Source organism: Streptomyces sp. NPDC031111, from assembly GCF_055570675.1.
Map to the genome: position 1 here is coordinate 174,051 of NZ_JBVIGS010000014.1, position 26,751 is coordinate 200,801.

General features: G+C 72.7%; 24 protein-coding genes. 9 read left to right on the plus strand and 15 right to left on the minus strand.

Features of this window, described 5'->3' with window-relative positions; translation table 11 throughout:
• Positions 1 to 6 precede the first annotated feature (6 nt).
• The gene (locus tag ACZ470_RS27250) at positions 7 to 2,520 is read right to left on the minus strand and encodes a DEAD/DEAH box helicase (protein ID WP_468431348.1); all 2,514 of its coding nucleotides are present in this window, start codon (positions 2,518 to 2,520) and stop codon (positions 7 to 9) included.
• A 145-nt stretch (positions 2,521 to 2,665) separates the two neighbouring features.
• Between ACZ470_RS27250 and ACZ470_RS27255 the strand changes: the two genes are divergently transcribed.
• Positions 2,666 to 3,460: a metal-dependent hydrolase gene (locus tag ACZ470_RS27255; protein WP_468431350.1), complete on the plus strand. Its 795-nt coding sequence runs from the start codon at positions 2,666 to 2,668 to the stop codon at positions 3,458 to 3,460.
• 20 nt (positions 3,461 to 3,480) lie between these two features.
• On the opposite strand, the gene ACZ470_RS27260 is transcribed toward ACZ470_RS27255, so the two are convergent.
• The 5 genes from ACZ470_RS27260 to ACZ470_RS27280 all read right to left on the minus strand — a co-directional run bounded on the left by ACZ470_RS27260 (position 3,481) and on the right by ACZ470_RS27280 (position 9,192).
• Positions 3,481 to 3,735, minus strand: a complete 255-nt coding sequence (locus ACZ470_RS27260) for a type B 50S ribosomal protein L31 (RefSeq protein WP_468431352.1) — start codon at positions 3,733 to 3,735, stop codon at positions 3,481 to 3,483.
• Between the two features lie 15 nt (positions 3,736 to 3,750).
• Complete coding sequence (locus tag ACZ470_RS27265; protein WP_468431354.1) at positions 3,751 to 4,221, minus strand: DUF5709 domain-containing protein; 471 nt, start codon at positions 4,219 to 4,221, stop codon at positions 3,751 to 3,753.
• Positions 4,222 to 4,898: 677 nt separating this feature from the next.
• Positions 4,899 to 6,680 (minus strand): ABC transporter ATP-binding protein, encoded by a 1,782-nt coding sequence (locus tag ACZ470_RS27270; protein ID WP_468431356.1) that lies wholly within the window; start codon positions 6,678 to 6,680, stop codon positions 4,899 to 4,901.
• Positions 6,677 to 8,509 (minus strand): ABC transporter ATP-binding protein, encoded by a 1,833-nt coding sequence (locus tag ACZ470_RS27275; RefSeq protein ID WP_468431358.1) that lies wholly within the window; start codon positions 8,507 to 8,509, stop codon positions 6,677 to 6,679. Before ACZ470_RS27275 ends, ACZ470_RS27270 begins: the two co-directional genes overlap by 4 nt.
• 209 nt (positions 8,510 to 8,718) lie before the next feature.
• On the minus strand, positions 8,719 to 9,192 hold the full coding sequence (locus ACZ470_RS27280; protein ID WP_468431360.1) for a MarR family winged helix-turn-helix transcriptional regulator: 474 nt from the start codon (positions 9,190 to 9,192) through the stop codon (positions 8,719 to 8,721).
• A 103-nt stretch (positions 9,193 to 9,295) separates the two neighbouring features.
• On the opposite strand from ACZ470_RS27280, the gene ACZ470_RS27285 reads away from it, so the two are divergent.
• Together ACZ470_RS27285 and mltG are read left to right on the plus strand one after the other, a co-directional pair.
• Positions 9,296 to 11,098 carry an ABC transporter ATP-binding protein gene (locus ACZ470_RS27285; RefSeq protein WP_468431448.1) on the plus strand — a complete coding sequence of 601 codons (1,803 nt, stop codon included), beginning with the start codon at positions 9,296 to 9,298 and terminating at the stop codon, positions 11,096 to 11,098.
• Between the two features lie 43 nt (positions 11,099 to 11,141).
• Positions 11,142 to 11,987, plus strand: coding sequence for an endolytic transglycosylase MltG (mltG, locus tag ACZ470_RS27290; protein WP_468431361.1), 846 nt, complete (start codon positions 11,142 to 11,144; stop codon positions 11,985 to 11,987).
• A gap of 19 nt (positions 11,988 to 12,006) precedes the next feature.
• Here mltG and ACZ470_RS27295 read toward each other — a convergent pair whose 3' ends face one another.
• Complete coding sequence (locus tag ACZ470_RS27295) at positions 12,007 to 13,074, minus strand: NAD(P)-binding domain-containing protein (protein ID WP_468431362.1); 1,068 nt, start codon at positions 13,072 to 13,074, stop codon at positions 12,007 to 12,009.
• Positions 13,075 to 13,166: 92 nt separating this feature from the next.
• Between ACZ470_RS27295 and ACZ470_RS27300 the strand changes: the two genes are divergently transcribed.
• Positions 13,167 to 13,589, plus strand: coding sequence for a YjbQ family protein (locus ACZ470_RS27300; RefSeq protein ID WP_468431364.1), 423 nt, complete (start codon positions 13,167 to 13,169; stop codon positions 13,587 to 13,589).
• 11 nt (positions 13,590 to 13,600) lie between these two features.
• Here ACZ470_RS27300 and ACZ470_RS27305 read toward each other — a convergent pair whose 3' ends face one another.
• Positions 13,601 to 14,437 carry a universal stress protein gene (locus ACZ470_RS27305; protein WP_468431366.1) on the minus strand — a complete coding sequence of 279 codons (837 nt, stop codon included), beginning with the start codon at positions 14,435 to 14,437 and terminating at the stop codon, positions 13,601 to 13,603.
• A gap of 267 nt (positions 14,438 to 14,704) precedes the next feature.
• Here ACZ470_RS27305 and ACZ470_RS27310 point away from each other — a divergent pair, with 267 nt between their 5' ends.
• Both ACZ470_RS27310 and ACZ470_RS27315 read left to right on the plus strand, forming a co-directional pair.
• Entirely contained in the window at positions 14,705 to 15,190 is a 486-nt protein-coding gene (locus tag ACZ470_RS27310) for a cation:proton antiporter regulatory subunit (protein WP_468431368.1), read from the plus strand.
• Positions 15,191 to 15,194: 4 nt separating this feature from the next.
• Positions 15,195 to 16,439, plus strand: coding sequence for a cation:proton antiporter (locus tag ACZ470_RS27315; RefSeq protein WP_468431369.1), 1,245 nt, complete (start codon positions 15,195 to 15,197; stop codon positions 16,437 to 16,439).
• 238 nt (positions 16,440 to 16,677) lie between these two features.
• Here ACZ470_RS27315 and ACZ470_RS27320 read toward each other — a convergent pair whose 3' ends face one another.
• Positions 16,678 to 17,757, minus strand: a complete 1,080-nt coding sequence (locus ACZ470_RS27320; RefSeq protein WP_468431371.1) for a DNA polymerase III subunit beta family protein — start codon at positions 17,755 to 17,757, stop codon at positions 16,678 to 16,680.
• 158 nt (positions 17,758 to 17,915) lie between these two features.
• On the opposite strand from ACZ470_RS27320, the gene ACZ470_RS27325 reads away from it, so the two are divergent.
• Complete coding sequence (locus ACZ470_RS27325; protein WP_468431373.1) at positions 17,916 to 18,227, plus strand: hypothetical protein; 312 nt, start codon at positions 17,916 to 17,918, stop codon at positions 18,225 to 18,227.
• Here the strand turns inward: ACZ470_RS27325 and ACZ470_RS27330 are convergent.
• Both ACZ470_RS27330 and ACZ470_RS27335 read right to left on the minus strand, forming a co-directional pair.
• The gene (locus ACZ470_RS27330; protein WP_468431450.1) at positions 18,193 to 18,681 is read right to left on the minus strand and encodes a hypothetical protein; all 489 of its coding nucleotides are present in this window, start codon (positions 18,679 to 18,681) and stop codon (positions 18,193 to 18,195) included. The two genes, ACZ470_RS27325 and ACZ470_RS27330, sit on opposite strands and share 35 nt — an antisense overlap.
• A 105-nt stretch (positions 18,682 to 18,786) precedes the next feature.
• Positions 18,787 to 19,179 (minus strand): DUF5997 family protein, encoded by a 393-nt coding sequence (locus tag ACZ470_RS27335; RefSeq protein ID WP_468431375.1) that lies wholly within the window; start codon positions 19,177 to 19,179, stop codon positions 18,787 to 18,789.
• 58 nt (positions 19,180 to 19,237) lie between these two features.
• Here ACZ470_RS27335 and ACZ470_RS27340 point away from each other — a divergent pair, with 58 nt between their 5' ends.
• Positions 19,238 to 19,990 carry a LysR family transcriptional regulator substrate-binding protein gene (locus ACZ470_RS27340; protein WP_468431376.1) on the plus strand — a complete coding sequence of 251 codons (753 nt, stop codon included), beginning with the start codon at positions 19,238 to 19,240 and terminating at the stop codon, positions 19,988 to 19,990.
• Positions 19,991 to 19,995: 5 nt separating this feature from the next.
• On the opposite strand, the gene ACZ470_RS27345 is transcribed toward ACZ470_RS27340, so the two are convergent.
• The 4 genes from ACZ470_RS27345 to ACZ470_RS27360 all read right to left on the minus strand — a co-directional run bounded on the left by ACZ470_RS27345 (position 19,996) and on the right by ACZ470_RS27360 (position 24,988).
• The gene (locus ACZ470_RS27345; RefSeq protein WP_468431377.1) at positions 19,996 to 20,745 is read right to left on the minus strand and encodes a DUF4142 domain-containing protein; all 750 of its coding nucleotides are present in this window, start codon (positions 20,743 to 20,745) and stop codon (positions 19,996 to 19,998) included.
• A gap of 93 nt (positions 20,746 to 20,838) precedes the next feature.
• Positions 20,839 to 23,661 carry a beta-L-arabinofuranosidase domain-containing protein gene (locus ACZ470_RS27350; RefSeq protein WP_468431379.1) on the minus strand — a complete coding sequence of 941 codons (2,823 nt, stop codon included), beginning with the start codon at positions 23,659 to 23,661 and terminating at the stop codon, positions 20,839 to 20,841.
• A gap of 134 nt (positions 23,662 to 23,795) precedes the next feature.
• A complete protein-coding gene (locus tag ACZ470_RS27355) occupies positions 23,796 to 24,491 on the minus strand; it encodes an HAD family hydrolase (RefSeq protein WP_468431380.1) in 696 nt (231 codons plus the stop codon).
• A 20-nt stretch (positions 24,492 to 24,511) separates the two neighbouring features.
• Positions 24,512 to 24,988 carry an Lrp/AsnC family transcriptional regulator gene (locus ACZ470_RS27360; RefSeq protein ID WP_468431452.1) on the minus strand — a complete coding sequence of 159 codons (477 nt, stop codon included), beginning with the start codon at positions 24,986 to 24,988 and terminating at the stop codon, positions 24,512 to 24,514.
• A 206-nt stretch (positions 24,989 to 25,194) separates the two neighbouring features.
• Here ACZ470_RS27360 and ACZ470_RS27365 point away from each other — a divergent pair, with 206 nt between their 5' ends.
• Positions 25,195 to 26,682 (plus strand): FUSC family protein, encoded by a 1,488-nt coding sequence (locus ACZ470_RS27365; RefSeq protein WP_468431381.1) that lies wholly within the window; start codon positions 25,195 to 25,197, stop codon positions 26,680 to 26,682.
• Positions 26,683 to 26,751: the final 69 nt, after the last annotated feature.

Genomic DNA, 26,751 nt, shown 5'->3' on the forward strand with positions numbered 1-26,751 from the left:
CTGTGCTCACAACTGGCCGACATCGGTGACCCGGACGATCGCACGGCCCTCCGCGTCGGAGGCGGTGAGGTCGACCTCGGCACTGATGCCCCAGTCGTGATCGCCGTTCGGGTCGTCGAAGATCTGCCGGACCCGCCACAGCCCGTTCTCCGGCTCCTCCTCGATCAGCAGCAGTTTCGGTCCGCGGGCGTCGGGTCCGGTGCCGAGTTCCTCGTACTCGTCCCAGTACTTGTCCATCGCCTCGCCCCAGGCACCGGCGTCCCAGCCGGACTCGGCGTCCAGCTCGCCCAGCTCGTCCACCTGGTCGAGGGCGGCGAGTTCGACCCGGCGGAACATGGCGTTGCGGACGAGGACCCGGAAGGCGCGGGCGTTGGCGGTGACCGGCTTGACCTGGTCGGCCTTCTCCTGGGCCTCCTCGGCGGTCATCTCCTCCGGGTTGGCCAGCTGCTCCCACTCGTCCAGCAGACTGGAGTCGACCTGGCGCACCATCTCGCCCAGCCAGGCGATCAGATCCTCCAGGTCCTCCGACTTCAGGTCGTCCGGGACGGTGTGCTCCAGCGCCTTGTACGCGCTCGCGAGGTAGCGCAGCACGATGCCCTCGGTGCGCGCCAGCTCGTAGTGGGACACCAACTCCGTGAAGGACAGCGCCCGCTCGTACATGTCGCGGATCACGGACTTCGGCGACAGCGGATGGTCACCGACCCAGGGGTGGCTCTTGCGGTAGGTGTTGTACGCCTGGAAGAGGAGCTCCTCCAGCGGCTTCGGGTAGGTGACGTCCTGGAGCCGCTCCATGCGCTCCTCGTACTCCACACCGTCGGCCTTCATCGCGGCGACCGCCTCGCCGCGCGCCTTGTTCTGCTGCGCGGCGAGGATCTGCCGCGGATCGTCCAGGGTGGACTCCACCACGGACACCATGTCCAGCGCGTACGACGGCGACTCGGGGTCCAGCAACTCGAACGCGGCCAGCGCGAACGTCGACAGCGGCTGGTTCAGTGCGAAGTCCTGCTGGAGGTCCACGGTCAGGCGGACGATGCGGCCCTCGGCGTCCGGCCGGTCGAGCTTCTCGACGATGCCGCCGTCCAGCAGCGAACGGTAGATGGCGATCGCCCGCCGGATGTGCCGGAGCTGCTGCTTGCGGGGCTCGTGGTTGTCCTCCAGCAGCCGTCGCATCGCCTCGAAGGCGTTGCCGGGCCGGGCGATCACCGACAGCAGCATGGTGTGCGTGACCCGGAAGCGGGAGGTCAGCGGCTCCGGCTCGGAGGCGATGAGCTTCTCGAAGGTCTGCTCGCTCCAGGCGACGAAGCCCTCGGGCGCCTTCTTGCGCACCACCTTGCGGCGCTTCTTCGGGTCGTCGCCGGCCTTCGCCAGCGCCTTCTCGTTCTCGATGACGTGCTCGGGCGCCTGCGCCACCACGAAGCCCTCGGTGTCGAAGCCGGCTCGTCCGGCGCGGCCCGCGATCTGGTGGAACTCACGGGCCCGCAGCGTGCGCACGCGGTTGCCGTCGTACTTGGTCAGGGCCGTGAACAGCACCGTGCGGATGGGGACGTTGACGCCCACACCGAGCGTGTCCGTGCCGCAGATGACCTTCAACAGTCCCGCCTGCGCCAGCTTCTCCACCAGCCGCCGGTACTTGGGCAGCATGCCGGCATGATGCACACCGATGCCGTGCCGGACGTAACGGGACAGATTGCGGCCGAACTTGGTGGTGAAACGGAAGTTGCCGATGAGCTCGGCGATCCGGTCCTTCTCCTCGCGCGTGCACATGTTGATGCTCATCAGCGCCTGCGCCCGCTCCACCGCCTGCGCCTGCGTGAAGTGCACGATGTAGACCGGCGCCTGCCGGGTCTCGAGGAGATCCGTGAGCGTCTCGGTGAGCGGCGTGTACCGGTACTCGTAGGACAGCGGCACGGGGCGCGTGGCCGAGCGGACCACGGCGGTGGGGCGGCCGGTGCGCCGGGTGAGGTCCTTCTCGAAGAAGGACACGTCGCCGAGCGTCGCCGACATCAGCACGAACTGCGCCTGCGGCAGCTCCAGCAGCGGGATCTGCCAGGCCCAGCCGCGGTCCCCTTCCGCGTAGAAGTGGAACTCGTCCATCACGACCTGGCCCACATCCGCGTCCCTGCCGTCGCGCAGCGCGATCGACGCCAGCACCTCGGCCGTGCAGCAGATGACCGGGGCGTCGGCGTTGACGGAAGCGTCGCCCGTGAGCATGCCGACGTTCTCCGTGCCGAAGATCTTGCACAGCTCGAAGAACTTCTCCGACACCAGGGCCTTGATGGGCGCCGTGTAGAAGGTGACCTCGTCGCGCGCCAGGGCGGCGAAGTGCGCGGCCGCCGCGATCATGCTCTTGCCGGAGCCCGTGGGGGTCGACACGATCACGTTCGCCCCCGAGACCACCTCGATCAGCGCCTCCTCCTGGTGGGGATAGAGCGTGAGACCGCGCTCCTGGGCCCACGACTCGAAGGCTTCGTAGAGGGCGTCGGGGTCGGCGGTCGGCGGCAGCTGATCGATGAGGGTCACGCCCCCATCTTGCCTGCCCACCCGCCCGATGCGGGAATCGGCTGCGGGCGGGAAGATCGCGAACGCTACGCTGTGTCGCCGGCGGAGCGTCAACGCGCCCGGTCAACTGGACAGCGGCGAACGAGAAATGGGGCGGGCAACGGCGATGATGGGACCAGCACACTCACTGTCGGGCGCCGCGGCCTGGCTCGGGGTCGGTGCGGCGACGGCCGCGGCCGGACATGCCATGCCCTGGCCCGTTCTCCTGGTCGGCGCCCTGATCTGCGCCGGCGCCGCGCTCGCCCCGGACCTGGACCACAAGGCGGCCACCATCTCGCGGGCCTTCGGTCCCCTGTCCCGCTGGCTGTGCGAGATCGTCGACAAGCTGTCGTACGCCGTCTACAAGGCCACCAGGAAGCAGGGCGACCCTCGCCGCTCCGGCGGTCACCGCACCCTCACGCACACCTGGCTCTGGGCCGTCCTCATCGGCGCCGGCACCGCGGTCCTGGCGATCACCGGCGGCCGCTGGGCGGTGCTGGCCATCCTCTTCGTGCACATGGTGCTGGCCATCGAGGGCCTGCTGTGGCGGGCGACGCGGGGTTCCAGCAGCGACGTCCTGGTGTGGCTGCTGGCGGCGACCAGCGCCTGGATCCTCGCGGGTGTCCTGGACCAGCCGGGCAACGGCGCCGACTGGCTGTTCACCGAGCCGGGCCAGGAGTATCTGTGGCTGGGCCTGCCGATCGTCCTGGGCGCGCTGGTGCACGACATCGGCGACGCGCTGACCGTCTCCGGCTGCCCGATCCTGTGGCCCATACCGGTGGGCCGCAAGCGCTGGTACCCGATCGGCCCGCCGAAGGCGATGCGGTTCCGGGCCGGCAGCTGGGTGGAGCTGAAGGTGCTGATGCCGGCGTTCATGCTGCTGGGCGGGGTGGGCTGCGCGGCGGCGCTCAACGTGATCTGAGGACCGCGCGGTTCCCCGACTCAGCCGGAGCCGTCACCGCCGTACCGGCGCTCGAAGCGGGCGACGCGGCCCTCCGTGTCCACGGTCCGGGCCCTGCCCGTGTAGAACGGGTGGCTCTCCGAGGAGATCTCCACCTCCACCACCGGGTAGGTCTCGCCGTCGTCCCACTCGATGGTCTGCTCGCTGGTAGCGGTGGACCGGGTGAGGAAGGCGTAACCGGCGGCACGGTCACGGAAGACGACCGGGTGGTAGTCGGGGTGCTTGTCCTGCTGCATGAGTGCTCCTCGGGGTCAGCCCGGCAGGTTGTCCTCGTCGACCACGTGCACGGCGGCCTCCTCGGCGGAGGCGGCCGCGCCGTCGATGCCGACGTCCATGGCGACCAGGGCCTCCTCGTCGTCCTCGTGCGCCCCTTCGTCGGGGGCCACCAGCCGGCCGGAGCGGGCGGCACCGACCTCGTTGTCCAGGAGTTCCCCGTCGGTGCCCGAGGAATCACCGATGCCGTCGCCGTCGGCGGCGGCGAGATCGGGCGTCTCCTCCGCGAGCCGCTGGTCCAGTGTCTCGCCCTCGTGGCGCTCCGCCGCCGTCACGCCGTAGTGCTCGACGGCCCACGGCCGCTCCGGAGGGGACCAGCCCCGGTCGAGGGGGTCGGCGACGCCGTCGTTCTCCAGGGTGTCCTCGGCGTCGAGCAGTCCGGCGTCGTCCTGAACCTCGGACGCGTCGGGCTGGTAGACGTCGTCTCCCCAACCGTCGGCGCTGTTCACGGGTACCTCCAGGGGGTGGGGACGGGCCCGTTCCCGCCGCGGCCCGCGCCGGGCCGCCTGTACGAGGCACTGGCGCCGCCGGGGTGCTCCCCGGGCCGGTGCCTGACTCCAGCCTTCCACCGGAGCTCCCCACCGCGCAACGCCACACCCGCGCGGGCACCGCGCCCGGACAGGCAAGGGGCATCCCGCGGACGCCCCGGTGCCGACCCCGGGCGCCCGATCGCAGCGAGCCACGTTCCGCCGCACCACAGCCGCGACATCTGGCCCCGGCCCACCACCTGCCCCCCAGCGGCGCACGGCGAGACCCGGCACTTCCGTCCCGCCCCACCGGGGCCCGACCAGATGAAGGACGACGGGAGCCCGCGCGCCGACGGCCGGATTCCAGGATCGCCCAGAGGTCCGGGGCCGCATCGGACCCCGGATCCGCGGAGGCGGGGCCCCGGATCGCGGTTCCGGCCGGCTCTACCGGGGCCCGACCGGCCGGTCCATCTCGTCCGCGCCGGTCTCGGCATCGGTCGGCCGGTGATGAAGGACGACGAGCCCTCGCGCGCCGACGGCCGGATTCCGGGAACGCCCAGAGGTCCGGGGCCGCATCGGACCCCGGATCCGCGGAGCGGCCCGCCGGCGTCACCCCGGCCGGAGGCCGCCCCGCCGGGGCGTCCTCCGGCCGGGTCGGCTCAGCCGTGCCAGGAGCGCCACAGTGCCGCGTACGCGCCGTCCGCCGCGACCAGGTCGTCGTGGCTGCCGAGTTCGCTGATGCGGCCGTCCTCCACCACGGCGATGACGTCCGCGTCGTGGGCGGTGTGCAGGCGGTGCGCGATGGCGACGACCGTCCGGCCGTCCAGCACCCGGGCCAGGGAGCGCTCCAGGTGACGCGCCGCACGCGGGTCGAGCAGCGAGGTCGCCTCGTCCAGCACCAGCGTGTGCGGGTCGGCCAGCACCAGCCGGGCCAGCGCGATCTGCTGGGCCTGGGCCGGGGTCAGCGCGAACCCGCCGGAGCCGACCTCGGTGTCCAGGCCGTCGTCGAGCGCACGCGCCCAGCCGTCCGCGTCGACCGCCCCGAGCGCCGCCCACAGCTCGGCGTCCTCGGCGTCGGTCCTCGCGAGCCGCAGATTGTCGCGCAGGGAGCCCACGAAGACGTGGTGCTCCTGGTTGACCAGGGCCACATGGGCCCGGACCCGCTCGGCGGTCATCCGGGACAGTTCGGCGTCGCCGAGGGTGACCCGGCCGTCCCGGGGCGCGTAGATCCCGGCGAGCAGCCGGCCCAGGGTGGACTTGCCCGCGCCCGAGGGGCCGACCAGCGCCAGCCTGGTCCCGGGGGCGACCTCCAGGGACACCTTGCGCAGGACGTCCACGCCCTCCCGGTAGCCGAAGTGCACCTTGTCCGCGTGCACCCTGCGCCCCTCGGGGGCCAGACCCGCGTCACCGGCGTCGGGCTCGATGTCCCGGACCCCCACCAGCCGGGCCAGCGACACCTGCGCCACTTGCAGCTCGTCGTACCAGCGCAGGATCAGCCCCACCGGGTCCACGAGCATCTGCGCGATCAGCGCACCCGTCGTCAGCTGGCCGACACCGATCCAGCCCTCCAGCACGAACACTCCGCCGATCATCAGCACCGAGCCGAGCACGGTCACATGGGTGATGTTGACGACGGGGAAGAGCACCGACCGCAGCCAGAGGGTGTAGCGCTCCCAGGCGGTCCACTCCTTGACCCGCTGGTCCGACAGGGCCACCCGGCGCGTGCCGAGGCGGTGCGCCTCCACGGTCCGCCCCGCGTCCACGGTCTCGGCGAGCGAGGCCGCCACGGCGGCGTACCCGGCGGCCTCCGAGCGGTAGGCGGCCGGCGCCCGCCGGAAGTACCAGCGGCAGCCGGCCACCAGCAGCGGCACGGCGAGCAGCACGGCCGGGGCCAGCTCGGGCGCCGTGACCACCAGTCCGCCCAGCAGCAGCACCGCCCACACCACGCCGATGGCCAGCTGGGGCACGGCCTCGCGCATGGCGTTGCCCAGCCGGTCGATGTCGGTGGTGATCCGCGAGAGCAGATCACCCGTGCCGGCCCGTTCCAGCACGCCCGGCGGCAGCCCGACCGATCGCACCAGGAAGTCCTCGCGCAGATCGGCCAGCATCCGCTCGCCCAGCATGGCCCCGCGCAGCCGGACCTGACGGACGAACACCGCCTGGACGGCCAGCGCGAGCACGAACAGTGTGACCGTGAGCCCCAGATGGAGCTCCCGCTCCCGGTCCGAGACCCGCTCGACGAGTCCGCCCAGCAGATAGGGGCCCACCATCGAGGCGACCACGGCGACCGTGTTCACGGTGATCAGCAGCGCGAAGGCGCGCCGGTGTCTGCGCAGCAGCTCGGTCACGTAGGCGCGGACGGTCGCGGGCGCACCCACGGGCAGCGTGCTGGCCGCGGTCGGGGCCGCCGGGTCGTAGGCCGGTGGCGCCACGCCGATCATGCTGTCTCCTCGATCTCTTCCAGTTCTTCCAGCCGGTGCAGGACCTCGTCGTCCCGCACGGCCCCGTCCTCGCCCACGCCCTCGCCGAGCGCGGCCTCGTCCTCGGTCTCGCGCGTCACCACGGCCCGGTACCGGGGCTCGGTGCGCACGAGTTCGCGATGGTCGCCGACCGCCGCGACGGTGCCGTGGTGCAGGAACACCACGCGGTCGGCGCGGTCCAGCAGCAGCGGGGACGAGGTGAACACCACGGTGGTGCGCCGCGCCCGCAGTGCGCGCACACCCTGGGCGACACGGGCCTCGGTGTGCGAGTCGACGGCCGAGGTCGGCTCGTCCAGGACGAGCACCTCCGGGTCCGTGACCAGCGACCGGGCCAGCGCGAGCCGCTGCCGCTGGCCGCCGGACAGGGACCGCCCCCGTTCGGTGATCCGGGCGTCCATCGGGTCGTCGGCGTCCACCGAGCCCTGCACCAGCGCCGCCAGCACGTCCCCGCACTGCGCGGCGTCCAGCGCGTCGCCCGCGTCGACCGCGCCGGACGCGGGCACGTCGAGCAGTTCGCGCAGGGTGCCGGAGAGCAGCACCGGGTCCTTGTCCTGTACGAGGACGGCCCGGCGCGCGGAGTCCAGCGGCAGTTCGTCGAGCGGCACCCCGCCGAGCAGCACAGAGGTGCCCGGTTCCGGCGCGTGCCCGCCGAGCCGTTCGGCCAGCCGTCCCGCCGCGTCCGGATCCCCGCACACCACGGCGGTGAACCGGCCGGCGGGGGCGAGCAGACCGGTCTCCGGGTCGTACAGGTCCCCGGCCGGGATCTCGGCGGCGCGGGACCCCGTGGTGTCCGTGGCCCGTTCCAGCGACAGCACGCGCGCGGCCCGCTTGGCCGAGGGACGCGAGAAGGAGTACGCCATCGCGATCTCCTCGAAGTGCCGCAGCGGGTACGTGAGCACCATGACCGAGCTGTACACGGTGACCAGTTCGCCGACGCCGATCCGGCCCTCGCGGGCGAGGTGGACGCCGTACCAGACCACGGTGATCAGCAGGAGCCCCGGCAGGGCCACCTGGATGGCGGCGATCAGGGACCACATCCGCGCGCTGCGCACGGCGGCGTGGCGGACCTCCTGGGAGGCGCTGCGGTAGCGGTCGAGGAACAGTTCCTCACCGCCGATGCCCCGCAGCACGCGCAGCCCGGCGACCGTGTCCGAGGCGAGCTCGGTGGCCCGGCCGGCCTTCTCGCGCTGGGTGTCCGCCCGCCGGGTGGCGCGGGGCAGCAGCGGCAGCACCGCGATCGCCAGTACGGGCAGTCCCACGGCGACGACGACACCGAGCGCCGGCTCGTAGACGACCAGGCCGACGCAGACCAGCACGATGGTGACGGCCGCCGCGGTGAACCGCGACAGGGCCTCCACGAACCAGCCGATCTTCTCGACGTCACCGGTGGACACCGCCACGACCTCACCGGCGGCGACGCGCCGGGTCAGCGCCGAGCCCAGCGTCGCGGCCCTGCGGGCCAGCAGCTGCTGGACGCGGGCGGCGGCGGTGATCCAGTTGGTGACGGCGGCGCGGTGCAGGAAGGTGTCGCCGATCGCGTTGCCCGCGCAGGCCAGGGCCAGCAGGCCCCCGGCCAGGGCGAGCCGGCCGCCGGAGCGGTCGACCGCGGCCTCGACGGCGACGCCGACGCAGAAGGGCAGCGAGGCGACGGAGGTGAAGTGCAGCAGGCCCCAGGCCAGTGACTTGAGCTGCCCGGACAGCTGGTTCCGGAAGAGCCACCACAGGAATCGGGGACCCGAGCGGGCGTCGGGCACACCCGGGTCGGGAAACGGAAGGTCTTGAATCTGCATGACGTCCCAGTGGCTCGGATCAGGGGAGGCGGATACGGGAAGCGGTGGGGGGAGAGGTGGAGGGGGAGCGCGGGCATGCCTGCGCGCCCTCCGCGCGGAGGCAGCAAACCGTGACAGGTTGACGCCGCCGCGTACCGGGAGGCAAACGGTTTTCCACGCCACCGCACAGAACCGGCGGCACGGACGTCCGGCACCGCCGGACCGTCACGTCACACGGGGCGCCCCGACGCGTCGTCGCACCGGGGCACGGCCGATCCGTCGATCAGGGTGTCCAGCAACTCGCCCAGCGTCTGGCGCTGTTCGTCCGCCAGCGGGGCCAGGATCTCCTGGGCCGCGGCCCGGCGCGCGGCACGCAGTTCCCGCAGCGCCGCGCGCCCGTCCTCGGTGAGCTCGATCCGGATGACCCGCCGGTTGGCCGGATCCGGAACCCGCCGCACCTTGCCGTTCGCCTCCAGCCCGTCGACCAGCGTCGTGACGGCCCGGGGGACCACCTCGAGCCGCTCGGCCAGATCGGCCATACGGGGCGGCGAGCCGTAGTGCGCCAGGGTGCGCAGCAGCCGGGACTGGGCGGGGGTGATGCCGAGGTCGCTCCGCTCCAGATGGCGCTTCTGGATGCGGTGCACCCGGCGGGTCAGCCGCAGCAGCTGCTCGGCCAGCAGGCCGTCGGGGTCGGGGGCGGTCATGCGGGAACAATATCAGGATGCCGTTCATTGTGAGCATAGGTAACAATGAGGGATGGTGGGCTCCCGCCCGCCCTTCGACCCCGTCACCGTCCCGAAGGAGACCATGCACCCCGACCACGAACCCGCCTGGACCCCGCCTGCCGGCGGCAAGGAGCAACCCCGGCAGGTGCGGCGCATCCTGAAGCTCTTCCGTCCCTACCGGGGGCGCCTCGCGATCGTCGGCCTGCTCGTCGGTGCCGCGTCGCTCGTCTCGGTCGCCACCCCGTTCCTGCTGAAGGCCGTCCTCGACGTCGCGATCCCCCAGGGCCGCACCGGGCTGCTCAGCCTGCTGGCGCTCGGCATGATCCTCAGCGCGGTCCTCACCAGCGTCTTCGGCGTGCTCCAGACCCTGATCTCGACCACCGTCGGCCAGCGCGTGATGCACGACCTGCGCACCGCCGTCTACGGCCGGCTCCAGCGCATGTCGCTCGCCTTCTTCACCCGCACCCGCACCGGCGAGGTCCAGTCCCGCATCGCCAACGACATCGGCGGCATGCAGGCCACCGTGACGTCCACGGCGACCTCCCTGGTCTCCAACCTCACCAGCGTGGTCGCCACCGTCGTCGCGATGCTGGCGCTCGACTGGCGGCTGACCGTCGTGTCGCTGGTCCTGCTGCCGCTGTTCGTCTGGATCAGCCGCCGGGTGGGCAACGAGCGCAAGAGAATCACCACCCAGCGCCAGAAGCAGATGGCCGCGATGGCCGCCACGGTCACCGAGTCGCTCTCGGTCAGCGGCATCCTGCTCGGCCGGACCATGGGCCGCTCCGACTCCCTGACCGGCGCCTTCGCCGACGAGTCCGAGCGCCTGGTCGACCTGGAGGTGCGGTCCAACATGGCCGGCCGCTGGCGCATGGCCGTCATCACGATCGTCATGGCCGCCATGCCGGCGGTCATCTACTGGACGGCCGGCATCGCCCTCCAAATGGGAGGCCCCGAGGTGTCCATCGGCACCATCGTCGCCTTCGTCTCGCTCCAGCAGGGCCTGTTCCGACCGGCCGTGAGCCTGCTGTCCACGGGCGTCCAGATCCAGACCTCGCTCGCGCTCTTCCAGCGCATCTTCGAGTACCTCGACCTCCCGATCGACATCACCGAGCGCGAGGACCCGGTGCGCCTCGAGCGCGTCAAGGGCGAGGTCCGCTTCGAGAACGTCACCTTCGGCTACGACGACAAGAGCGGCCCCGTCCTCGACGGCATCGACATCACCGTCCCCCCGGGCGGCAGCCTCGCCGTCGTCGGGTCGACCGGCGCCGGCAAGTCCACGCTCGGCCACCTCGTGCCGCGGCTCTACGACGTCACCGGCGGCCGGGTCACGCTCGACGGCGTCGACGTCCGAGACCTCGACTTCGACACGCTGGCCCGCGCGGTGGGCGTCGTCTCGCAGGAGACGTACCTCTTCCACGCCTCGGTCGCCGAGAACCTGCGCTTCGCCAAGCCCGACGCCACCGACGAGGAGCTGTACGCGGCGGCCGCGGCGGCCCAGATCCACGACCACATCGCCGCCCTGCCCGACGGGTACGACACGGTGGTGGGCGAGCGCGGTCACCGGTTCTCCGGCGGCGAGAAGCAGCGCCTGGCCATCGCCCGCACCATCCTGCGCGACCCGCCGGTGCTGGTGCTCGACGAGGCCACCAGTGCCCTGGACACCCGCACCGAGGCGGCGGTGCAGGCGGCCATCGACGCGCTGTCGGCCGACCGCACCACCGTCACCATCGCCCACCGCCTGTCCACCGTTCGGAGTGCCGACCAGATCGTGGTGCTCGACTCCGGCCGGGCGGTCGAACGCGGTACGCACGAGGAGCTGTTGGAGCGGGGCGGACGCTATGCGGCCCTGGTACGCCGGGACGCCCAACTCGAACCGACAAAATGAAGATATGCCGGATTTATGACGGTATGCGGGTTACCGTGCCCGCATGCAGACGAACACTCCGTCACGGAGCACGATCCGACTGACGCGCCGGGGCCGGCTGGCCCTCGCGACGCTCGGGGCCGTCGTGGCCGGCACCGCCGTGGCGGTGCCGCTGCTGATCATTGACGGCGGCGACGAGCCCCGCCCCACGACCCTGGTGGTCCCGGAGGGCTGGCGGGCGAGCCAGGTGTACGCCGCCGTCGACAAGACCCTCGACCTGCCCGCGGGCACCACGAAGAAGTCCCTGGCCCAGGCGAACCTGAAGCTGCCGAACGAGGCCGAGGGCAATCCGGAGGGCTACCTCTTCCCGGCGACCTATCCGCTGCCGGAGACGGCGACCCCGCAGAAACTGCTGGCGCGCATGGTCGACACCGCCAACAAGAAGTTCAACGGAGCCCCGATCGCCGCCGGTGCCCAGCGCAACGCGATGAACGTCTACCAGGCGGTCACCGTCGCGAGCATCGTCCAGGCGGAGGCGGCCACCAAGGCCGACATGGGCAAGGTGGCCCGGGTGATCTTCAACCGGCTGGAGCGCGGGATGCCGCTCCAGATGGACTCCACCGTCAACTACGCCCTGGGCCGCGCGACGCCGCGCACGACGGAGGCCGACACCCAGGTCGACAGCCCGTACAACTCCTACGAACGCATGGGGCTGCCCCCGACCCCCATCGACAACCCCGGTGAGGACGCGGTGCGCGCCGCGATCAACCCGACCCCGGGCGACTGGCTCTACTTCGTCACCGTCAAGCCGGGCGACACCCGCTTCACGGCCGACTACGCGGAACACCAGCGCAATGTGGCCGAGTTCAACGCCCGGGCGAGGAAGGCGAGCGAACCGGCGGAGAAGTGAGCCGGCCCGGTCCCGGCCGTCACGCCGCGACCGGCTCCTTGGCCAGCAGCCGCCGGATGTCCCGCACCGCCGCGCGTCCCGCCCGGTTGGCGCCGATGGTGCTGGCCGAGGGGCCGTAGCCGACCAGATGGATCCGCGGGTCGGCGACCGCCCGCGTGCCCTCGACCCGGATCCCGCCCCCGGGTTCCCGGAGCCGCAGCGGGGCGAGATGCTCGATCGAGGGGCGGAAGCCGGTCGCCCAGAGGATGACGTCGGCCGCCACCCGCCGCCCGTCCGCCCACGCCACTCCGTCGGGCGTGATCCGGTCGAACATGGGCTGCCGGTCGAGCACGCCGTCCGCGAGCCCCTGCCGGATCGCGTCGTTGAGCGGCAGCCCGGTCACCGAGACGACGCTGCGCGGCGGCAGGCCCTGCCGCACCCGCTCCTCGACGAGCGCCACGGCCGCCCGGCCCGCCTCCTCGTCGAAGGGGCCCTCGCGGAAGACGGGCGGCCGCCGGGTCACCCAGGTGGTGGCCGCCGCGTACCGCGCGATCTCCAGCAGGTGCTGGGTGCCGGACGCCCCGCCGCCCACCACGACCACCCGCTGCCCGGCGAACGCCTCGGGCCCCGGGTACCGCGCCGTGTGCAACTGCCGCCCCCGGAAGGTCTCCTGGCCCGGATAGCGCGGCCAGAACGGCCGGTCCCAGGTGCCGGTCGCGTTGATCAGCGCCCGGGTCGACCACGTGCCGTCCGAGGTCTCCACCAGCAGCCGCCCGCCGGACCCCTCGCGCACCGCCCGCACGTCCACCGGACGCCGTACGCGGAGGTCGAACGTCCGCTCGTAGCGGTCGAAGTACTCGCCGATCACCTCGGACGAGGGCCGCGACGGATCGGCGTCCGTGAGTTCCATGCCCGGCAGCGCGTGCATCCCGTGCACCTTGCCGTACGTCAGCGAGGGCCACCGGAACTGCCAGGCGCCGCCGGGGCCGGGGGAGTGGTCCAGCACCACGAAGTCCCGGTCCGGCTCGAAACCGGTCCGCCGCAGGTGATAGGCGCTCGACAGCCCGGCCTGCCCGGCGCCCGTGACGACCACCTCGACCTCGCGCATGTTGTTCACGCTTCTACCAACCGAGGGGAGGCCGTGGATCTTCCCGCCGCAGCTCCCCGTGGATCCGGGGCGCATGGGCCAGGATGGAGCACATGTCCGATGCCTTCACCACCCGAGTCCTGAACATCGCCACCGGCTCCGACGAGAGGGTCGTCGACATCACCGGCGACTGCGAGTCCTTCCTGCGCGAGGTGGCGGCCGGCCGTGACGGCCTGCTGAACATCTTCGTGCCGCACGCCACGGCCGGTATCGCCGTCATCGAGACCGGCGCCGGCAGCGACGACGACCTCCTGTCCGCCCTGCACACCCTGCTGCCCGCCGACGACCGCTGGCAGCACCGCCACGGCAGCCCCGGTCACGGGCGCGACCACGTCCTGCCCGCCTTCGTCCCGCCGCACGCGACGCTCCCGGTGGTGGGCGGACGGCCGGCCCTCGGCACCTGGCAGTCGGTGTGCCTGGTCGACACCAACAGGGACAACCCCGACCGCCGGGTGCGGCTGAGCTTCCTCGGCTGACCCGGAGGTGGTCAGCCCCGGCCGCGGACTACGGCGACCGGACAGTCGGCGTGGTACAGCAGCGCCTGGCTGACCGAACCGAGCAGCATCCCCGTGAAGCCGCCGTGCCCGCGTGCCCCGGTCACCACCAGCTGGGCCGCACGGGTCTCCTCGAGCAGCGTGTGACGCACCCGCCCCCGCTCCGCGCGCAGTTCCACGTCGACCTCGGGACGGGCCTCCCGCCACGGAGCCACCGCTTCCTCCAGCAACCGCTGGTGCCTCTCACCGAGCCGGTCGAGATCCACCACCACGTTCAACGGATCGGCGAAACCCTCGTACGGCGTCGGCTCGCTCCAGGTGTTCCACACGTGCGTCGCGACCAGCGGCGCCCCGCGCAACGCGGCCTCGGCGAAGGCGAACCCCGCCGCCGCGTCCCCGGCCGGCGAACCGTCCACGGCGAGGAGCACCGGACCTTCGGGATCGGCACGGCCACGGACCACCAGGAGCGGGCAGTGCCCGTGCGCGGCCAGCTGCACGACCGTCGAGCCCAGCAGCAGATCCCCGAAACCCCCGCGGCCCCGACCGCCGAGCACGGCCAGCACCGCGTGGCGCGACTCGCTCTGCAACACCGTCAGCGTCTCCCCGGACGCCACGGTCCGCCCGACCTCCAGACCGGGCGCGTGGTCGTGGGCGCGCTGCTCGGCCTGCGCCAGCACACCGTGGATCATCGGGTCCAGGTCGGCGGGGTGACTGAACGCGTGCACGATGCGCAACCGCGCGCCGCGCAGCCGCGCCTCATGGGCCGCGACGTCGACCGCGGCGAGACTGGACGGCGAACCGTCCACTCCTACGATCACCGTGTCACTCACTTCACACTCCCGTCCCCGGCCCCGGCGGGGCACCCGGGTACCCGCGCGGGAGGGCGTGTACCCATCCGGCTCCGACCTGCGGAAATACGGTCTCCGTGGGCATCCTCGGCCGCGCCCGCGCCCCCTGTCCATCCGTGACAACACCCATGTTCCGGCCGCATGGCGGGATGGCACCATGTCCCGGGTGGGGGTGGATCATCAGTGCCGTGCGACGGCCCGGCCGGCACCCCACCTGACGACACGAGAAGAGACGGAAGGGGACGGGCTGTGCCTGCTCCACGGATGAGCGCCACGCCGCTGCCCGGCATCGGCGTGAAATACGACCTCACCACGCGTGAGCACGAGCACCTGTCCGTGATAGCGCACCGGGACGGAGCCCGCACGGTCAACGTCTACCGCTCCGACGACCCGGACGCCTGTGCCCGGTCGCTGCGCCTGACCGTCGCCGAGTCCGCCGCCCTGATCGACGCGCTGATGCCCGCCCACCACAGCCCCAACCTGCTGCACACCACCGACCTGGGACTGGTCGCCGAGCGCGTCGAACTGTCCGCCGCCTCCCACTGGAACGGGCGGCTGCTGGGCGACACCCGCATGCGCACCGACACCGGCGCGTCGATCGTGGCCGTGCTGCGGCGGGCCGAGGCGATCCCGTCCCCCGCGCCGGACTTCCGGCTGGCCGGCGGGGACACGCTGATCCTGATCGGCACCCGCGAGGGCATCGAGGCCGCCGCCGAGATACTCGGGCGGGAGTGAGCGCGTGCACTCCTCCGCGGTCTTCCTGATCGAGTTCGGCGCGATCATTCTCGGCCTCGGCCTGCTGGGACGCCTCGCCGGACGCCTTCAGTTCTCCCCGATCCCCCTCTACCTGCTGGCCGGCCTCGCGTTCGGCGAGGGCGGGCTGCTTCCGCTCGGCGCGAGCGAGGAGTTCGTCGCGATCGGCGCCGAGATAGGCGTGATCCTGCTGCTGCTCATGCTCGGCCTGGAGTACACGGCCAGCGACCTCGTCTCCAACCTCAAGACCCAGTACCCGGCCGGCCTCGTGGACATGGCCCTCAACGCCCTGCCCGGCGCCGCCCTCGCCCTGTTGATGGGCTGGGGCCCGGTCGCCGCGGTCGTCCTGGCCGGCGTCACCTGGATCTCCTCCTCCGGCGTCATCGCGAAGGTCCTCGGGGACCTCGGACGCCTCGGCAACCGCGAGACGCCCGTCATCCTCAGCATCCTGGTGCTCGAGGACCTGGCCATGGCGGTCTACCTGCCGATCATCACCGCGCTGCTGGCCGGAGTCAGCCTCGCCGCCGGCAGCGTCACGCTGGCCATCGCGCTGGGCGTGGCCGGGCTCGTGCTGTTCGTCGCCGTCCGCTACGGACGGGTGATATCCCGCTTCGTCTCCAGCGACGACCCGGAGAAGCTGCTCCTGGTGGTGCTGGGCCTGACGCTGCTGGTCGCCGGGCTCGCCCAGCAGCTCCAGGTCTCGGCGGCCGTGGGCGCGTTCCTGGTCGGCATCGCCCTGTCCGGGGAGGTCGCCGAGGGCGCGCACAACCTGCTGGCGCCGCTGCGGGACCTGTTCGCCGCGGTGTTCTTCGTCTTCTTCGGACTGCACACCGATCCCGAGTCCATCCCGCCGGTGATCGTTCCCGCCCTCGCGCTCGCCGTCGTCACCGCACTGACGAAGGTCGCCACCGGGTACTGGGCCGCCCGCCGGGCCGGGATCTCGCCCAAGGGCCGTTGGCGCGCGGGCGGCACCCTGGTCGCCCGGGGCGAGTTCTCCATCGTCATCGCCGGACTCGCGGTCACCGCGGGCATCGAACCGGAACTCGGCCCGCTGGCCACGGCGTACGTCCTGGTACTGGTGGTCCTGGGCCCGCTCACGGCCCGCTACACCGAGCCCATCGCGCTGCGCCTGACCGCCCGGCGCGCCGCGGCCGCCGACGCCGTGCCCGCGAGCCGCACGGCGCCGGCCGCCGAGACGCTGGAACCGGTGGACGAGAGCCGAACCGACTGAACCGCCGCGCCGAGCGATCCAGGGGGTGTCGTTTGGATCTCGCCGGGGTCGCGGGGCCTGGCACGCGCATCTGCCGCGTTGTCGTCGGTTGCCAGGGCTCCGCCCTGTCGCCCTCCTCCTCCCCCACTGCCCTGAACGGGCGTGGGAGGTGCCCCCAGCAGCTGCACGCACCAGACCCCGCTCCGGCCGGCTGACAAGGCGCCGTCACCCGGAGCCGGCCTGATCCGAACGACACCCCCTAGTTCTCCAGCCGCACCGGCATCAGCATCGAGAACGTGTGCTCGTCGTCCGGCCGGCGGATCGCGAGCGGGGCCGTGGGGTCGCCGAACTCGAGGACCAGCCGGTCACCGGCCGCCGCGTCCAGCGCGTCCAGCAGGAACGCGCGGTTGAAGGCGACGAGATCCCGGCCGTCGGCACCGTCCCCGGCCGGGGCGACCGAGCCGTCCTCCGACACCCGCAGCACGGTGAGCTCGCGGCCCACGGCGTCCGGGTCCTCGTTCACGCGGACGGGACCCGTGCGCACCGCCTCCCGGAACGCGGGCACGTCCACCAGGGAGCGCCGCCCGGCCGGGAGGCGGACCAGGCGCCGGTAGTCGGGGAAGTCGTGGCCGAGGCAGCGGCCGGCCGTCTGCCGGTCCCCGGTCTCCAGGGTCACGCGGTCGCCGTCCACGGAGAGCCGGACCTGTTCCTCCCCGTCCAGCAGCGCCCGCATCGCGTCGGCGAGCGCGAGGGGCACGGTGACCCGGACGCGGGACCCCTCGGAGCCGCTCGCGTCGGCGCGGGCCACGGCCATGCGGTACCGGTCCGTGGCCGCGAGGCACAGCGCGTCGTCCTCCACGTCGAACAGGATCCCGCCGAGCATCGGCAGCTCGGGGTCGGTGCCGGCCGCGAACCGGACCGCGTCCAGGGCGGCGGCCAGCCCGGGGCCGGAGACGGACAGCCGGACGGCGGTGTCGGTGCGGAGCGAGGTCATGGGGTTCTCCCTGTGGTCGAGTAGGGCTCGGAGCGTGGAGAACTCGGCACGGGCGTCGGACAGCCCCTGCTCCAGCCGGAGCAGATGCGCCTCGAGGAGCCGGCGTACGAGACCGGTGTCCGCGCCGGACCAGCCGGCCAGCACCAGCCGGATGTCCGCCAGCGGCATCCCGGCCCGGCGCAGCCGGGCCAGCAGCCGGGCCTCGTCCAGCTGCTCGGGGGCGTACCAGCGGTAGCCGCTGACCGGATCCACCCGGGCAGGCACCAGGACACCGGCACGGTCGTAGAACCGCAGGGCGCTCACGCCCAGCCCGCTGTTCCGGGCCGTCTCACCAATGCTGTGCATCTCGCTCTCCACACCCGGAACCCTGGTCCCTCGACAAGGTCGAGGGTCAAGCGACGGCGGCTGTCCGATGAGGGCCGTACGGGTGATGGCCTCACCCGACCCGGCGGACGTGCGGCGGGCCGGCGTACCACCGGCGCACGGGGGCGCGTTGGACCGGCATGGACAGCACTGGGACGGCGCGGCGCCTTCTCGGGCACGACGCCGCGGGCCGGTTGTACGCCGAACTCACCAGCGGGTACGGGGGCCATACGCCGATCTACGCGGCCCTCGTCGCGGAGTGGCGGGCCAGGGGGCACACCGTCCCGGAGCACCGCGACGGCCTGTGGGCCTCCTTCGCCGCCGCCACGGCGAACGAACGCGCGACGGTGCTGCCCGTGCCCTTCCTCGTCCCGGTCCCTCTCCTGTCGGCCTCCGCCGAGGACGCCCGCGGGGAGCTCACCAGCCCTCGGGCCCAGCGGACTCCGCGCTGACCGGCGCCAGGACGGCGAGGGTGCCGGTCGCCCGGCGCAACGCCAGTTCGAGCGGGCCGGGAGCGTGCAGGGTGCCGGTGCCGTCCGGCGGGACGAGCCACTCCAGACGCCCGGCCGGCCGGTACGGCGGCGGAACGGCGACCCAGGAGCCCCGGCCGACGTGCCGCACCCCGCACCCGACCCACTCGCTGACCGGGTCGGGCGGCAGGAAGAAGCCCACCCTGCGGGCGGTGACGTCCACCAGTGTGGGCCCGGGCACCTTCAGGGGATCGCGCCACAGGATGTCCAGGGCGAGCAGCCCGAGGCGGTCGGGCACGCTCAGCACGTCCCAGTACCGGCCCGCCGCGAGCAGCGCCGTCCCCTTCCCGTGGTCCCAGTCGCGCTTGCACTCCTGCGGGTCCGTGGCCGCCGCGGCCAGCCACTCGACGGCTTGCTTCCACATGACGCTGTGCATGTCCCACCCCGGCGCGGTCGGCGGCGCCGCTGCGGGCGCGTGCGGTACGGCCATGCTGGTAGATATTTCTATCCACCGGAAGGGTGGCGCGGGCTGGCGTTTCGGTCAGTCGTGGCGTTCCGCGCGCTCCGCGTTCCGCTTCTTGATCCGCGCGGCCTCCTTGCGCACCTCGGCCTGGGTGGCGCGCTCCCGCTCCAGCCACTCGGGGCGCTCCTCCTTGAGCGCCTCGATCTGGTCGGTGGTGAGGGCCTCGGTGACCCCGCCGCGCGCGAGACCGGCGATGGACACGCCCAGCTTCGCCGCGACCACCGGGCGGGGGTGCGGACCGTCGCGCCGCAGGTCCCGCAGCCACTGCGGCGGATCGGCCTGGAGCGCGTTCAGCTCGGCGCGTGAGACGACACCCTCCCGGAAGTCGGCGGGGGTGGCGTCGAGGTACACACCCAGCTTCTTCGCCGCGGTCGCGGGCTTCATCGTCTGGGTGCTCTGGTGCTGCGTCATGGCGTCCAGGGTATCGACCGTGTGCACGACCTCCGACCACGGCCGGTAACCTGGCCAGGTGACAGGCTCGGAAGTGTCCCCCTCGTTCCGGCTCGTGTACGTACCCGGGGTGATGCCCGACAAATGGGTGCGCATCTGGAACGAGCGGCTGCCCGACGTCCCGCTGACCCTCACCCAGGTGCCCGCCGAAGCGGCGCAGGGGCTGCTGCTGGGCGGCGACGCCGACGCGGGTCTCGTCCGGCTGCCCGTGGACCGTACGGTCCTCAGCGCGATCCCCCTCTACACCGAGCAGACGGTCGTCGTGGTGCCGAGGGACCACCTCGTCACGGCGGCCGACGCGGTGACCCCGGAGGACCTGGCCGACGACATCGTGCTGCACCCGCTGGACGACGTCCTCGAGTGGGAGAGCCTGCCCGGACGGCCCGCCCTCGAACGGCCCGCCACCACCGCCGACGCGATCGAGCTCGTCGCGGCCGGGATCGGCGTGCTCGTCGTCCCGCTGTCGCTCGCCCGGCTGCACCACCGCAAGGACCTCACGCACCGGCCGCTGGAGGAGGCCCCCGGGTCGAGCGTGGCGCTGGCCTGGCCCGAGGCGGCGACGACGGACCAGGTCGAGGACTTCATCGGCATCGTCCGGGGCCGGACCGTCAACAGCACCCGCGGGCGCAAGCAGCAGCCGGAGCAGAAGAAGCCCGAGCGTCCCGCCCAGCCCCGCCGGCCGTCCGGCGGGTCCGGCGGCCGGGGGCGCCGGTCGGGCAGCGGCGGCACGACGAAGAACCCGCGACGGGGCAGGCCCCGCCGCGGGTCATGACCGCGCTACCGCACCGTGGGGGACGGTGACGGCGCCGGAGACGCCGTGTTCAGGTCCTCCAGCTCCTTGGGGATCTCCAGCGCGAGGACCGGCGCACCCGCCTGCGGAGCGGGCGGGGTCACCTGCTCCTGCGGCATCTTGGGCGGGCTGGTCTGCTGGAAGTTGACCTGCTCGTGATTGACCAGCCCCGTCTTCTCCAGCACGGTGATGTGGTCGAGCACCGTGTCGTTGGCCTGGTCGGCCAGTTGGCGGATGAGGGTGTTCCTGGTGTTGGCCCGGATCTTGGCGATGGCCGGGAAGATCTGCCCGTGCGTCACGCGCATGATGTTCACCGCCGTGGAGTCGAACTCCTTGCCGGTGGTGGACTTCACAGTGTCCACGAACCCCTGCTGCTGCGGTGACGCCTGGTTCGGCAGGGTGATGCCGAGCTCCAGGGAGATCTTGCGGCAGCTGGCGTCGAGCCGGCCGTGCCCGACGACCAGGTGCTCGCCCGCCTCCTTCATCTCCGGTGTCGTGCCCCGCTCCATCGCCAGCAGCCCCAGCGGGTGCTCCCACAGCCCCGCCGCGCGCACCTTCACCACGAAGTCGCGGTCCGCCTCGGTCAGCGGGCCGTAGTTCGTGTTGGCCACCACGCGGTCCTGCTTGGTCGAGGTGTTCTGTACGCCCAGCATGGTGGGATAGGCGAGCGCGGTGAGGGTGAGGATCATGGCTCCGCCCACGAACGCGGTTCCTGCCGTGCTGCGCGAGATGCGCATCGTGCCTCCTGGGATATGAAACGGCCCAACAGCAGGAAGTACGGACGGAAGGCGCGGGGCAATCATCGTTCGGGAAAGAATTTTCGGACGGTCTCAGTCGGCGTAGCCGGCCCTCCGCGCCGTACTCACCACCTTGTCGCCGTCGGCGCGGCTCAGCAGACCCTCGGACACCCAGCCCGCCACGGTGGACCGCACCCGTGTCACCAGTGCTCCCTTGTCGTGGAAGGGCGCTCCGGCCCAGATCTCGTCGAGCAGCGTCGTGCCGTCGCCCCGAGCGGGGTTGGCGACACCGGAGTCGGACATGCCGAAGATCACACGTGGTTCCGAGCGCCGGACGTAGGCGTGCGTCGGGTCCTCGGTCCCCTCGGCGAAGGGGGCCAGCTCGATGCCGTCGAGCGTGTAGTGCAGGGGCTTGCCCGGGACCGGGGTGAGGGACGGCAGCAGATCGCCGGAGAGCCCGGCGTTGCGGTACAGCCCGAACCGTACGGCGTCCGGCCCCGGCCGACGGGCGACCAGATGGACCGGGCCCAGGAACAGAGCCTGGAGGCCGGGATCGTCCGGGGTGGGCTCCACCCGCAGCCGGAAGGGCACGGAGATCCGTACGGTGTCGCCCTCGCGCCAGGTCCGCCGGACGGCGAAGTAGCGGCCGGGGACCGGAGTGCCCGGTACGGCACGCCCGTTGACCGTCACCCGGAAGCCGGCGGTCGCCCAGGACGGCACCCGCAGCAGCAGCGTGAAGGAGGCGGTCCCGCCCCCGATGGTGAGCGTGCTGCCCCGCTCCTCCGGGTAACGCGTGGTCTGGGTGACCGTGACGCCCTTCTCGGCCCAGGTCAGCCGGGAGGCGCTGTACAGGTTGACGTACAGGGCGGTCCCGTCGGTCTTCGCGAAGTACACCGAGTCCTGGTACTTCGTGGCGCTCTCCATGCCGGTGCCCTCGCAGCAGGTCGTCCCCTGCTTGGGCGTGTAGTCGCGCACATGGCCGGGCGTCAGGCCGATGAAGTAGGTGACGAGCGGCTTCTCCGCGTCCGGCCGGTCCTGCTTGGAGCCGAGCACCTGGTTGAACAGGGCCCGCTCGTAGTAGTCCATGTACGCCGGGTCCTGCTCGTGGAAGAACAGCGTCCGGCTCAGCTTCAGCATGTTGTACGCGCAGCAGGTCTCCGCCGTGGTGTCACCGATCGTGCCCGCGATCACGTCGCGGGCCTTCCAGAACTCGCCGCTGCTGGTGCCGCCGATCGCGTACATCCGGTGCGGAACGACCATGCGCCAGAAGTTCCGCGCGGCCGTGAGGTAGCGCTCCTCACCCGTCTCGTCGTGCAGCCGCACCAGGCCCGTGAAGATCGGGATGTGCTGGTTGGCGTGCAGCCCGTCGAGGATGTCGGTGCCGGCGGCGCAGGCGTCGATGAGTCGGTCCAGGTCGAACAGCCGGGCGAGGGCGAGGTGTTCGGGACGTCCGGTGACCGAGTGCAGGTCGCAGATCGCCTCGACGATGCCGCCGAACTCCCCGCTGGAGAAGAGCCCCCACATCCGCTGCCGGGTGGCCGCCGGCAGCACGGAGAGCCGTGCGTACATCCAGTCGCACATGCCGGACGCCAGATCGAGCGCCCGGTCGTCGTCCGTGGCGAGATACGCGTCCAGCAGCCCTCTGAGGATCTTGTGCGCGGTGTAGTACGGCGCCCACACCCGGGTGTAGTCGCTGCCGGTCATCGACTCCAGAGCGATGAACTGCGTCTCCGGGTACGCGGCGAGGAAGCCGGGGTGGCTGGGCGCGCCCCAGGTGCGGCGCAGGGTGGCGTCCAGGCCCCGGCCGGAGGCGTCCGCGAACGTCGCCCCGGTCGTCTCGTCGAACGCGTACGACGCCAGATCGCCCCGGCCGGCCGACGCGTCGGCGGCACGGTGGTCCCGCAACTCCCTGACCTCCTCGGCGGTCAGCGCCCGAGAGAAGACGTCGACGCCCTCGAAGGCGCCCGCGAAGACCGGATCGGCGGGGAAGTTCGAGCGGCCCAGCCAGTTGTTCGTGAGCGTGCCGAGCGCCGCCGGGGTCAGGGTGATGGCCGTGCTCCGGGCCACGGCGGTGCCGTTGACGTACAGCGTGCCGGTGCCCTCGGCGAGGGTCACCGCCAGATGGCTCCACTCGTCGAGCGGCAGCGGGGCGGTGCCGTCCAGGCCCTGTTCGCCGCCCGGGCCCGAGGTGGTGACGGCGAACCGCGGTACCCCGTCGGCGTTGCGGGCGGCCAGATACAGATAGCGGGTGGTGTCGTCGCCGAAGTCGAAGACCCTGGCCCAGGCGGCGTCGTGGGCCGGCCGCACCCACGCGGACAGGGTGAGCGCCTCGGTGTCGGCGAGGACGGCCGCCGGAAGGTCCACGTACTGGTGGGAGCCGCGTACGAGCTCCGCCGCGCGGCCGAACCGCCCGTCGACGCTCAGCGTGGCCGGGTCGTGCCGCAGCGCCTCCCGTACCTCCGTCAGGGCCCCGACCATGGTGCCGATCCGGTCCGCGAAGACCTGCTCGCCGGTGCCGCGGTACGCCTGCGCCAGCATCGTCAGGAAGTGGCCGGTGTAGTGGCCGCGCAGATTGCCGTTGGCCTCCCCGTCCAGTCCCTCCCAGCCGCCGGGGGCGACCGCGCCCCCGGCAGGGAGTCCGGCGTTGGCGCGGAAGACCTGGAGCAGCCGGTTCACGTCGTAGCCGCGGGCGTGGTCGAGCATCAGCTGCCGCTTGTCGGCGAAGACGCCCGGTCCGAGCGTCACGTCCTCGAGCCCGAACGGCCGCACGGTCCAGGCCGCGGGCACGCCGGAGGGGGCGGCCGGAGCGGCGGGAGCGGCGACGGCGCGCCCGGTGGCCGCGGCGGAGACCGCGGTGGCCGTCGCCGTCAGGGCGGCTGCCTGGAAGAGGGTTCGTCTGGAGAGGGGCCGTGCCATGGATGCTCCTCTGTTCGATATCACGAACGTTGTACGAACGATCGACCAGACGATAGGGAGGGGGCGGAAAGGCGTCAACGGTCCGGGAGCGATCGGTTCCGGACGTTCGCCGGGCGCGCGGACGGCGGGTGGTGTCAGGAACGCCGGGCGGAGTCCGCCAGCCAGGTGCGCGCCGCCCGCGCCGTGAACTCCGACTGGCCGCCGCGCAGCAGCAGGCCCGCGGTGGCGAACTCCGGCGCGTCGGCCTGCGCGGCGACATACGGGATCGCGATGCAGCGCATCCCGGCCGCGTGCGCGGCGGCGGCGCCCGGGGCCGCGTCCTCGACCACCACGCAGTCGGCGGGGTCCGAGCCGAGCCTGCGTGCCGCCTCCAGGAAGATGTCGGGGGCCGGCTTGCCGTGGGCCACCTGGTCGGCCGCTACGACGGTGCGCAGCCGCCTGTCCAGCCCCGTGCCCGCCAGGATCGCCCCGATGGCCTCGGGCGAGGAACCGGAGGCCACGGCCATTGGCACACCCTCGTCCGCCAGCAGCTCGACGAACGCCAGCATCTCCGGGTACACCTTCGTCCCGGCGCGGGCCAGCTCCAGATAGTGGCGGTCCTTGACCGCGAGCAGTTCCTCCACCGGGGCGGACAGTCGGTAGCGCCGCCGCCAGTCGGCGATCGTGTCCCGGGTGCTGATCCCGACGTACCGCTCGTGCTCGGTCCAGGAGAAGTCCGGGACGCCGTACTCGGCGAGCGTCCGGCGGCCCGCTTCGTAGTAGTTCGGCTCGCTGTCCACGAGCGTTCCGTCGAGATCGAAGATGACCGAGAGGCTGCCGAGCGTGCTCATGGGGTCCAGGATGACAGGGCTCACTTCCGTGCCGTCCGGCCGATCGACTCCACCAGGGGCAGCATCCGGTGCGGCACGCGCTCGCGCAGCGCCACCTCGGTACGGGTGCGGACCACGCCCGGCAGACTGATCAGCTTCTGGATCACGTCCTCCAGATGCGCGTTGTCGCGCGCCACGACCCGGGTCAGCAGATCGCCGCCGCCCGTGATGGAGAACGCCTCGACGATCTCCGGTACGGCGGCCAGCGCGTCGCCCACCTCGTCCAGGTGTCCCTGGGTGACCTCGATGTGCACGAACGCCAGCACGGGGTGGCCCAGCGCGGCGGGGGAGAGGGCCGGCCCGGTGCCGGTGATCACGCCTTCGCGCTCCATGCGGTCGAGCCGGGCCTGGAGGGTGCCGCGGGCGACCCCGAGGAGCCGGGCGTACTCCCGCACGCTGGTGCGCGGCTGCTCCAGCAGCAGCCGCAGGATGCGGGTGTCGAGTTCGTCCACGGCCATGAGGTCCCAGGTCTCCACGTCGGCCATTGGCACCTGGATGGCCGTAGGAATGCCGTGATCACTGTACCAATGGCACACTCTCACACGAGGCTGTTGAGCCACTGGTGGGTGAGGTGGTGATATGGACGAGTCGATGGCGCTGCGGACCCCGCGGCGCCTTTTTCGTGCCACGGCGCACATCAACCATTCCCAGGGGGCGGTAAGCGGTGCTGAAGAGGGTGTTCATGGCTCCGGACCCGGGCCGGATCCGGCTGCGCTTCGCGACGCGGGCCGTGCTCGGCATCGGGCTGGCCGTCGTCGTCTGCGGCCTGGCCGGACACTCGCTCACCGGTGCCGTCACCGGTGGGCTCGCCGCGCTGCTCGCCCTGTTCACCGTCACCGACCCCACCGTCCGCGGGCAGGCCGTCACCACGGCGCTGCTGCCCGCCGTCGGCCTGCCGGTGCTCGCCGTCGCGGCCGTGCTGCACGACCAGCCGGTGGCCCGGGACCTCGCCTTCCTCGCCGTGGTCGGACTGGGCGTGTACGCCCGGCGCTGGGGCCCGCGCGGCCACAGCCTCGGCGTCTTCGCGTTCATGACCTACTTCGTGGCGCAGTTCCTGCACACGAGGACCGCCCAGCTGCCCGAGCTCTACGCCTCCGTCCTGCTGTCCGTGCTGGCCGCGGCCACGGTGCGGTTCGGGCTGTGGTGCTACGAGCGCCGCCTGCCCCCGGCCGTCGTACCGGCCCCGCCCGGCGGCACCGGGCTGGCCCGCGTGACCACCCGCCAAGCGGTCCAGGCGACCGCCGGCGCGGGCTTCGCCCTGGTCGTGGGCCAGCTGGTGTCCGGACAGCGCTGGTACTGGGCCGTCGGCGCCACCTGGTGGATCTTCGTCAACACCACCTCGCGCGGCGAGACCCTGGTGCGCGGCTTCCGGCGGGTGCTGGGCACGGTCATCGGCATCGGGCTCGCGCTGTGCGTCGCCGTCCCCGCGCACGGCGACGGACCGGTCACGGCCCTGGTCGTCGCCGTCTCCGTGTTCGGCATCTTCTACACGGCCGCGGTGTCCTACACCTGGATGATGCTCTGGGTGACGGTGCTCGCCGCCATGCTCTACGGCCTGCTGGGCGTGCTCACCCCCGGCCTGCTGGCACTGCGGGTCGTGGAGACCGGCGTCGGCGCGCTGGGCGCCGTGCTGGCGGTGGCGTTCGTCCTGCCCGTGACCACGCACAGCATCACCGCCGCCTGGATCGAGCGGGCGCTGCGCTGCGTCCACGCGTGCACCGCGGAGGCGGCCGCACGGCTGGCCGGGACCGCGGACGCCGACCCGGCGCCGATGGTGGCGGAGCTGGAACAGCTGCTCGCCCGGGTACGGCTCTCGCTCGCCCCGCTGGTGCACCCCCTCAACCCCATGCCGGCCCGCAAGCGGCGCGCCCGCCGGGTGCTCGACCTGCTCGACGACTGCGCCCGGGAGATCCGCGGCCTCGTCGCCGTCGCCGCCGACCCGGAGGCCTCGCACGACGCCCGCCTGGCCGCCGCCTGCTGGCGCGTGGAGGCCGCCGTCGAGGCGCTCACCGGCGGCCGCGACATCGCCGTACGGACCGACCCGGCCGGTACCGAGCCCGCCCTGGCCCATCTGCACGGCCTGGAGCGCGCCCTCGCCGAACTGGCCGCTCCACTGCGGGCGCCGTCCGGCTCCCCGCTGGTCGGGGCCTGACACGCGAGAGACGCACAGGACCCTTGGTCTAGACCTTGCGTGATCGACTGCTACCGTCACCCCGGTCGG

Coding starts and splice junctions, on each gene's coding strand:
- ACZ470_RS27255 (WP_468431350.1), top strand. CDS start 2,666: ATGATGGGACCAGCACACTCACTGTCGGGCGCCGCGGCCTGGCTCGGG.
- ACZ470_RS27260 (WP_468431352.1), bottom strand. CDS start 3,735: ATGCAGCAGGACAAGCACCCCGACTACCACCCGGTCGTCTTCCGTGAC.
- ACZ470_RS27270 (WP_468431356.1), bottom strand. CDS start 6,680: ATGATCGGCGTGGCGCCACCGGCCTACGACCCGGCGGCCCCGACCGCG.
- ACZ470_RS27275 (WP_468431358.1), bottom strand. CDS start 8,509: ATGCAGATTCAAGACCTTCCGTTTCCCGACCCGGGTGTGCCCGACGCC.
- ACZ470_RS27280 (WP_468431360.1), bottom strand. CDS start 9,192: ATGACCGCCCCCGACCCCGACGGCCTGCTGGCCGAGCAGCTGCTGCGG.
- ACZ470_RS27285 (WP_468431448.1), top strand. CDS start 9,296: ATGCACCCCGACCACGAACCCGCCTGGACCCCGCCTGCCGGCGGCAAG.
- mltG (WP_468431361.1), top strand. CDS start 11,142: ATGCAGACGAACACTCCGTCACGGAGCACGATCCGACTGACGCGCCGG.
- ACZ470_RS27295 (WP_468431362.1), bottom strand. CDS start 13,074: ATGCGCGAGGTCGAGGTGGTCGTCACGGGCGCCGGGCAGGCCGGGCTG.
- ACZ470_RS27300 (WP_468431364.1), top strand. CDS start 13,167: ATGTCCGATGCCTTCACCACCCGAGTCCTGAACATCGCCACCGGCTCC.
- ACZ470_RS27320 (WP_468431371.1), bottom strand. CDS start 17,757: ATGCACAGCATTGGTGAGACGGCCCGGAACAGCGGGCTGGGCGTGAGC.
- ACZ470_RS27325 (WP_468431373.1), top strand. CDS start 17,916: ATGGACAGCACTGGGACGGCGCGGCGCCTTCTCGGGCACGACGCCGCG.
- ACZ470_RS27330 (WP_468431450.1), bottom strand. CDS start 18,681: ATGCACAGCGTCATGTGGAAGCAAGCCGTCGAGTGGCTGGCCGCGGCG.
- ACZ470_RS27335 (WP_468431375.1), bottom strand. CDS start 19,179: ATGACGCAGCACCAGAGCACCCAGACGATGAAGCCCGCGACCGCGGCG.
- ACZ470_RS27345 (WP_468431377.1), bottom strand. CDS start 20,745: ATGCGCATCTCGCGCAGCACGGCAGGAACCGCGTTCGTGGGCGGAGCC.
- ACZ470_RS27350 (WP_468431379.1), bottom strand. CDS start 23,661: ATGGCACGGCCCCTCTCCAGACGAACCCTCTTCCAGGCAGCCGCCCTG.
- ACZ470_RS27355 (WP_468431380.1), bottom strand. CDS start 24,491: ATGAGCACGCTCGGCAGCCTCTCGGTCATCTTCGATCTCGACGGAACG.
- ACZ470_RS27360 (WP_468431452.1), bottom strand. CDS start 24,988: ATGGCCGTGGACGAACTCGACACCCGCATCCTGCGGCTGCTGCTGGAG.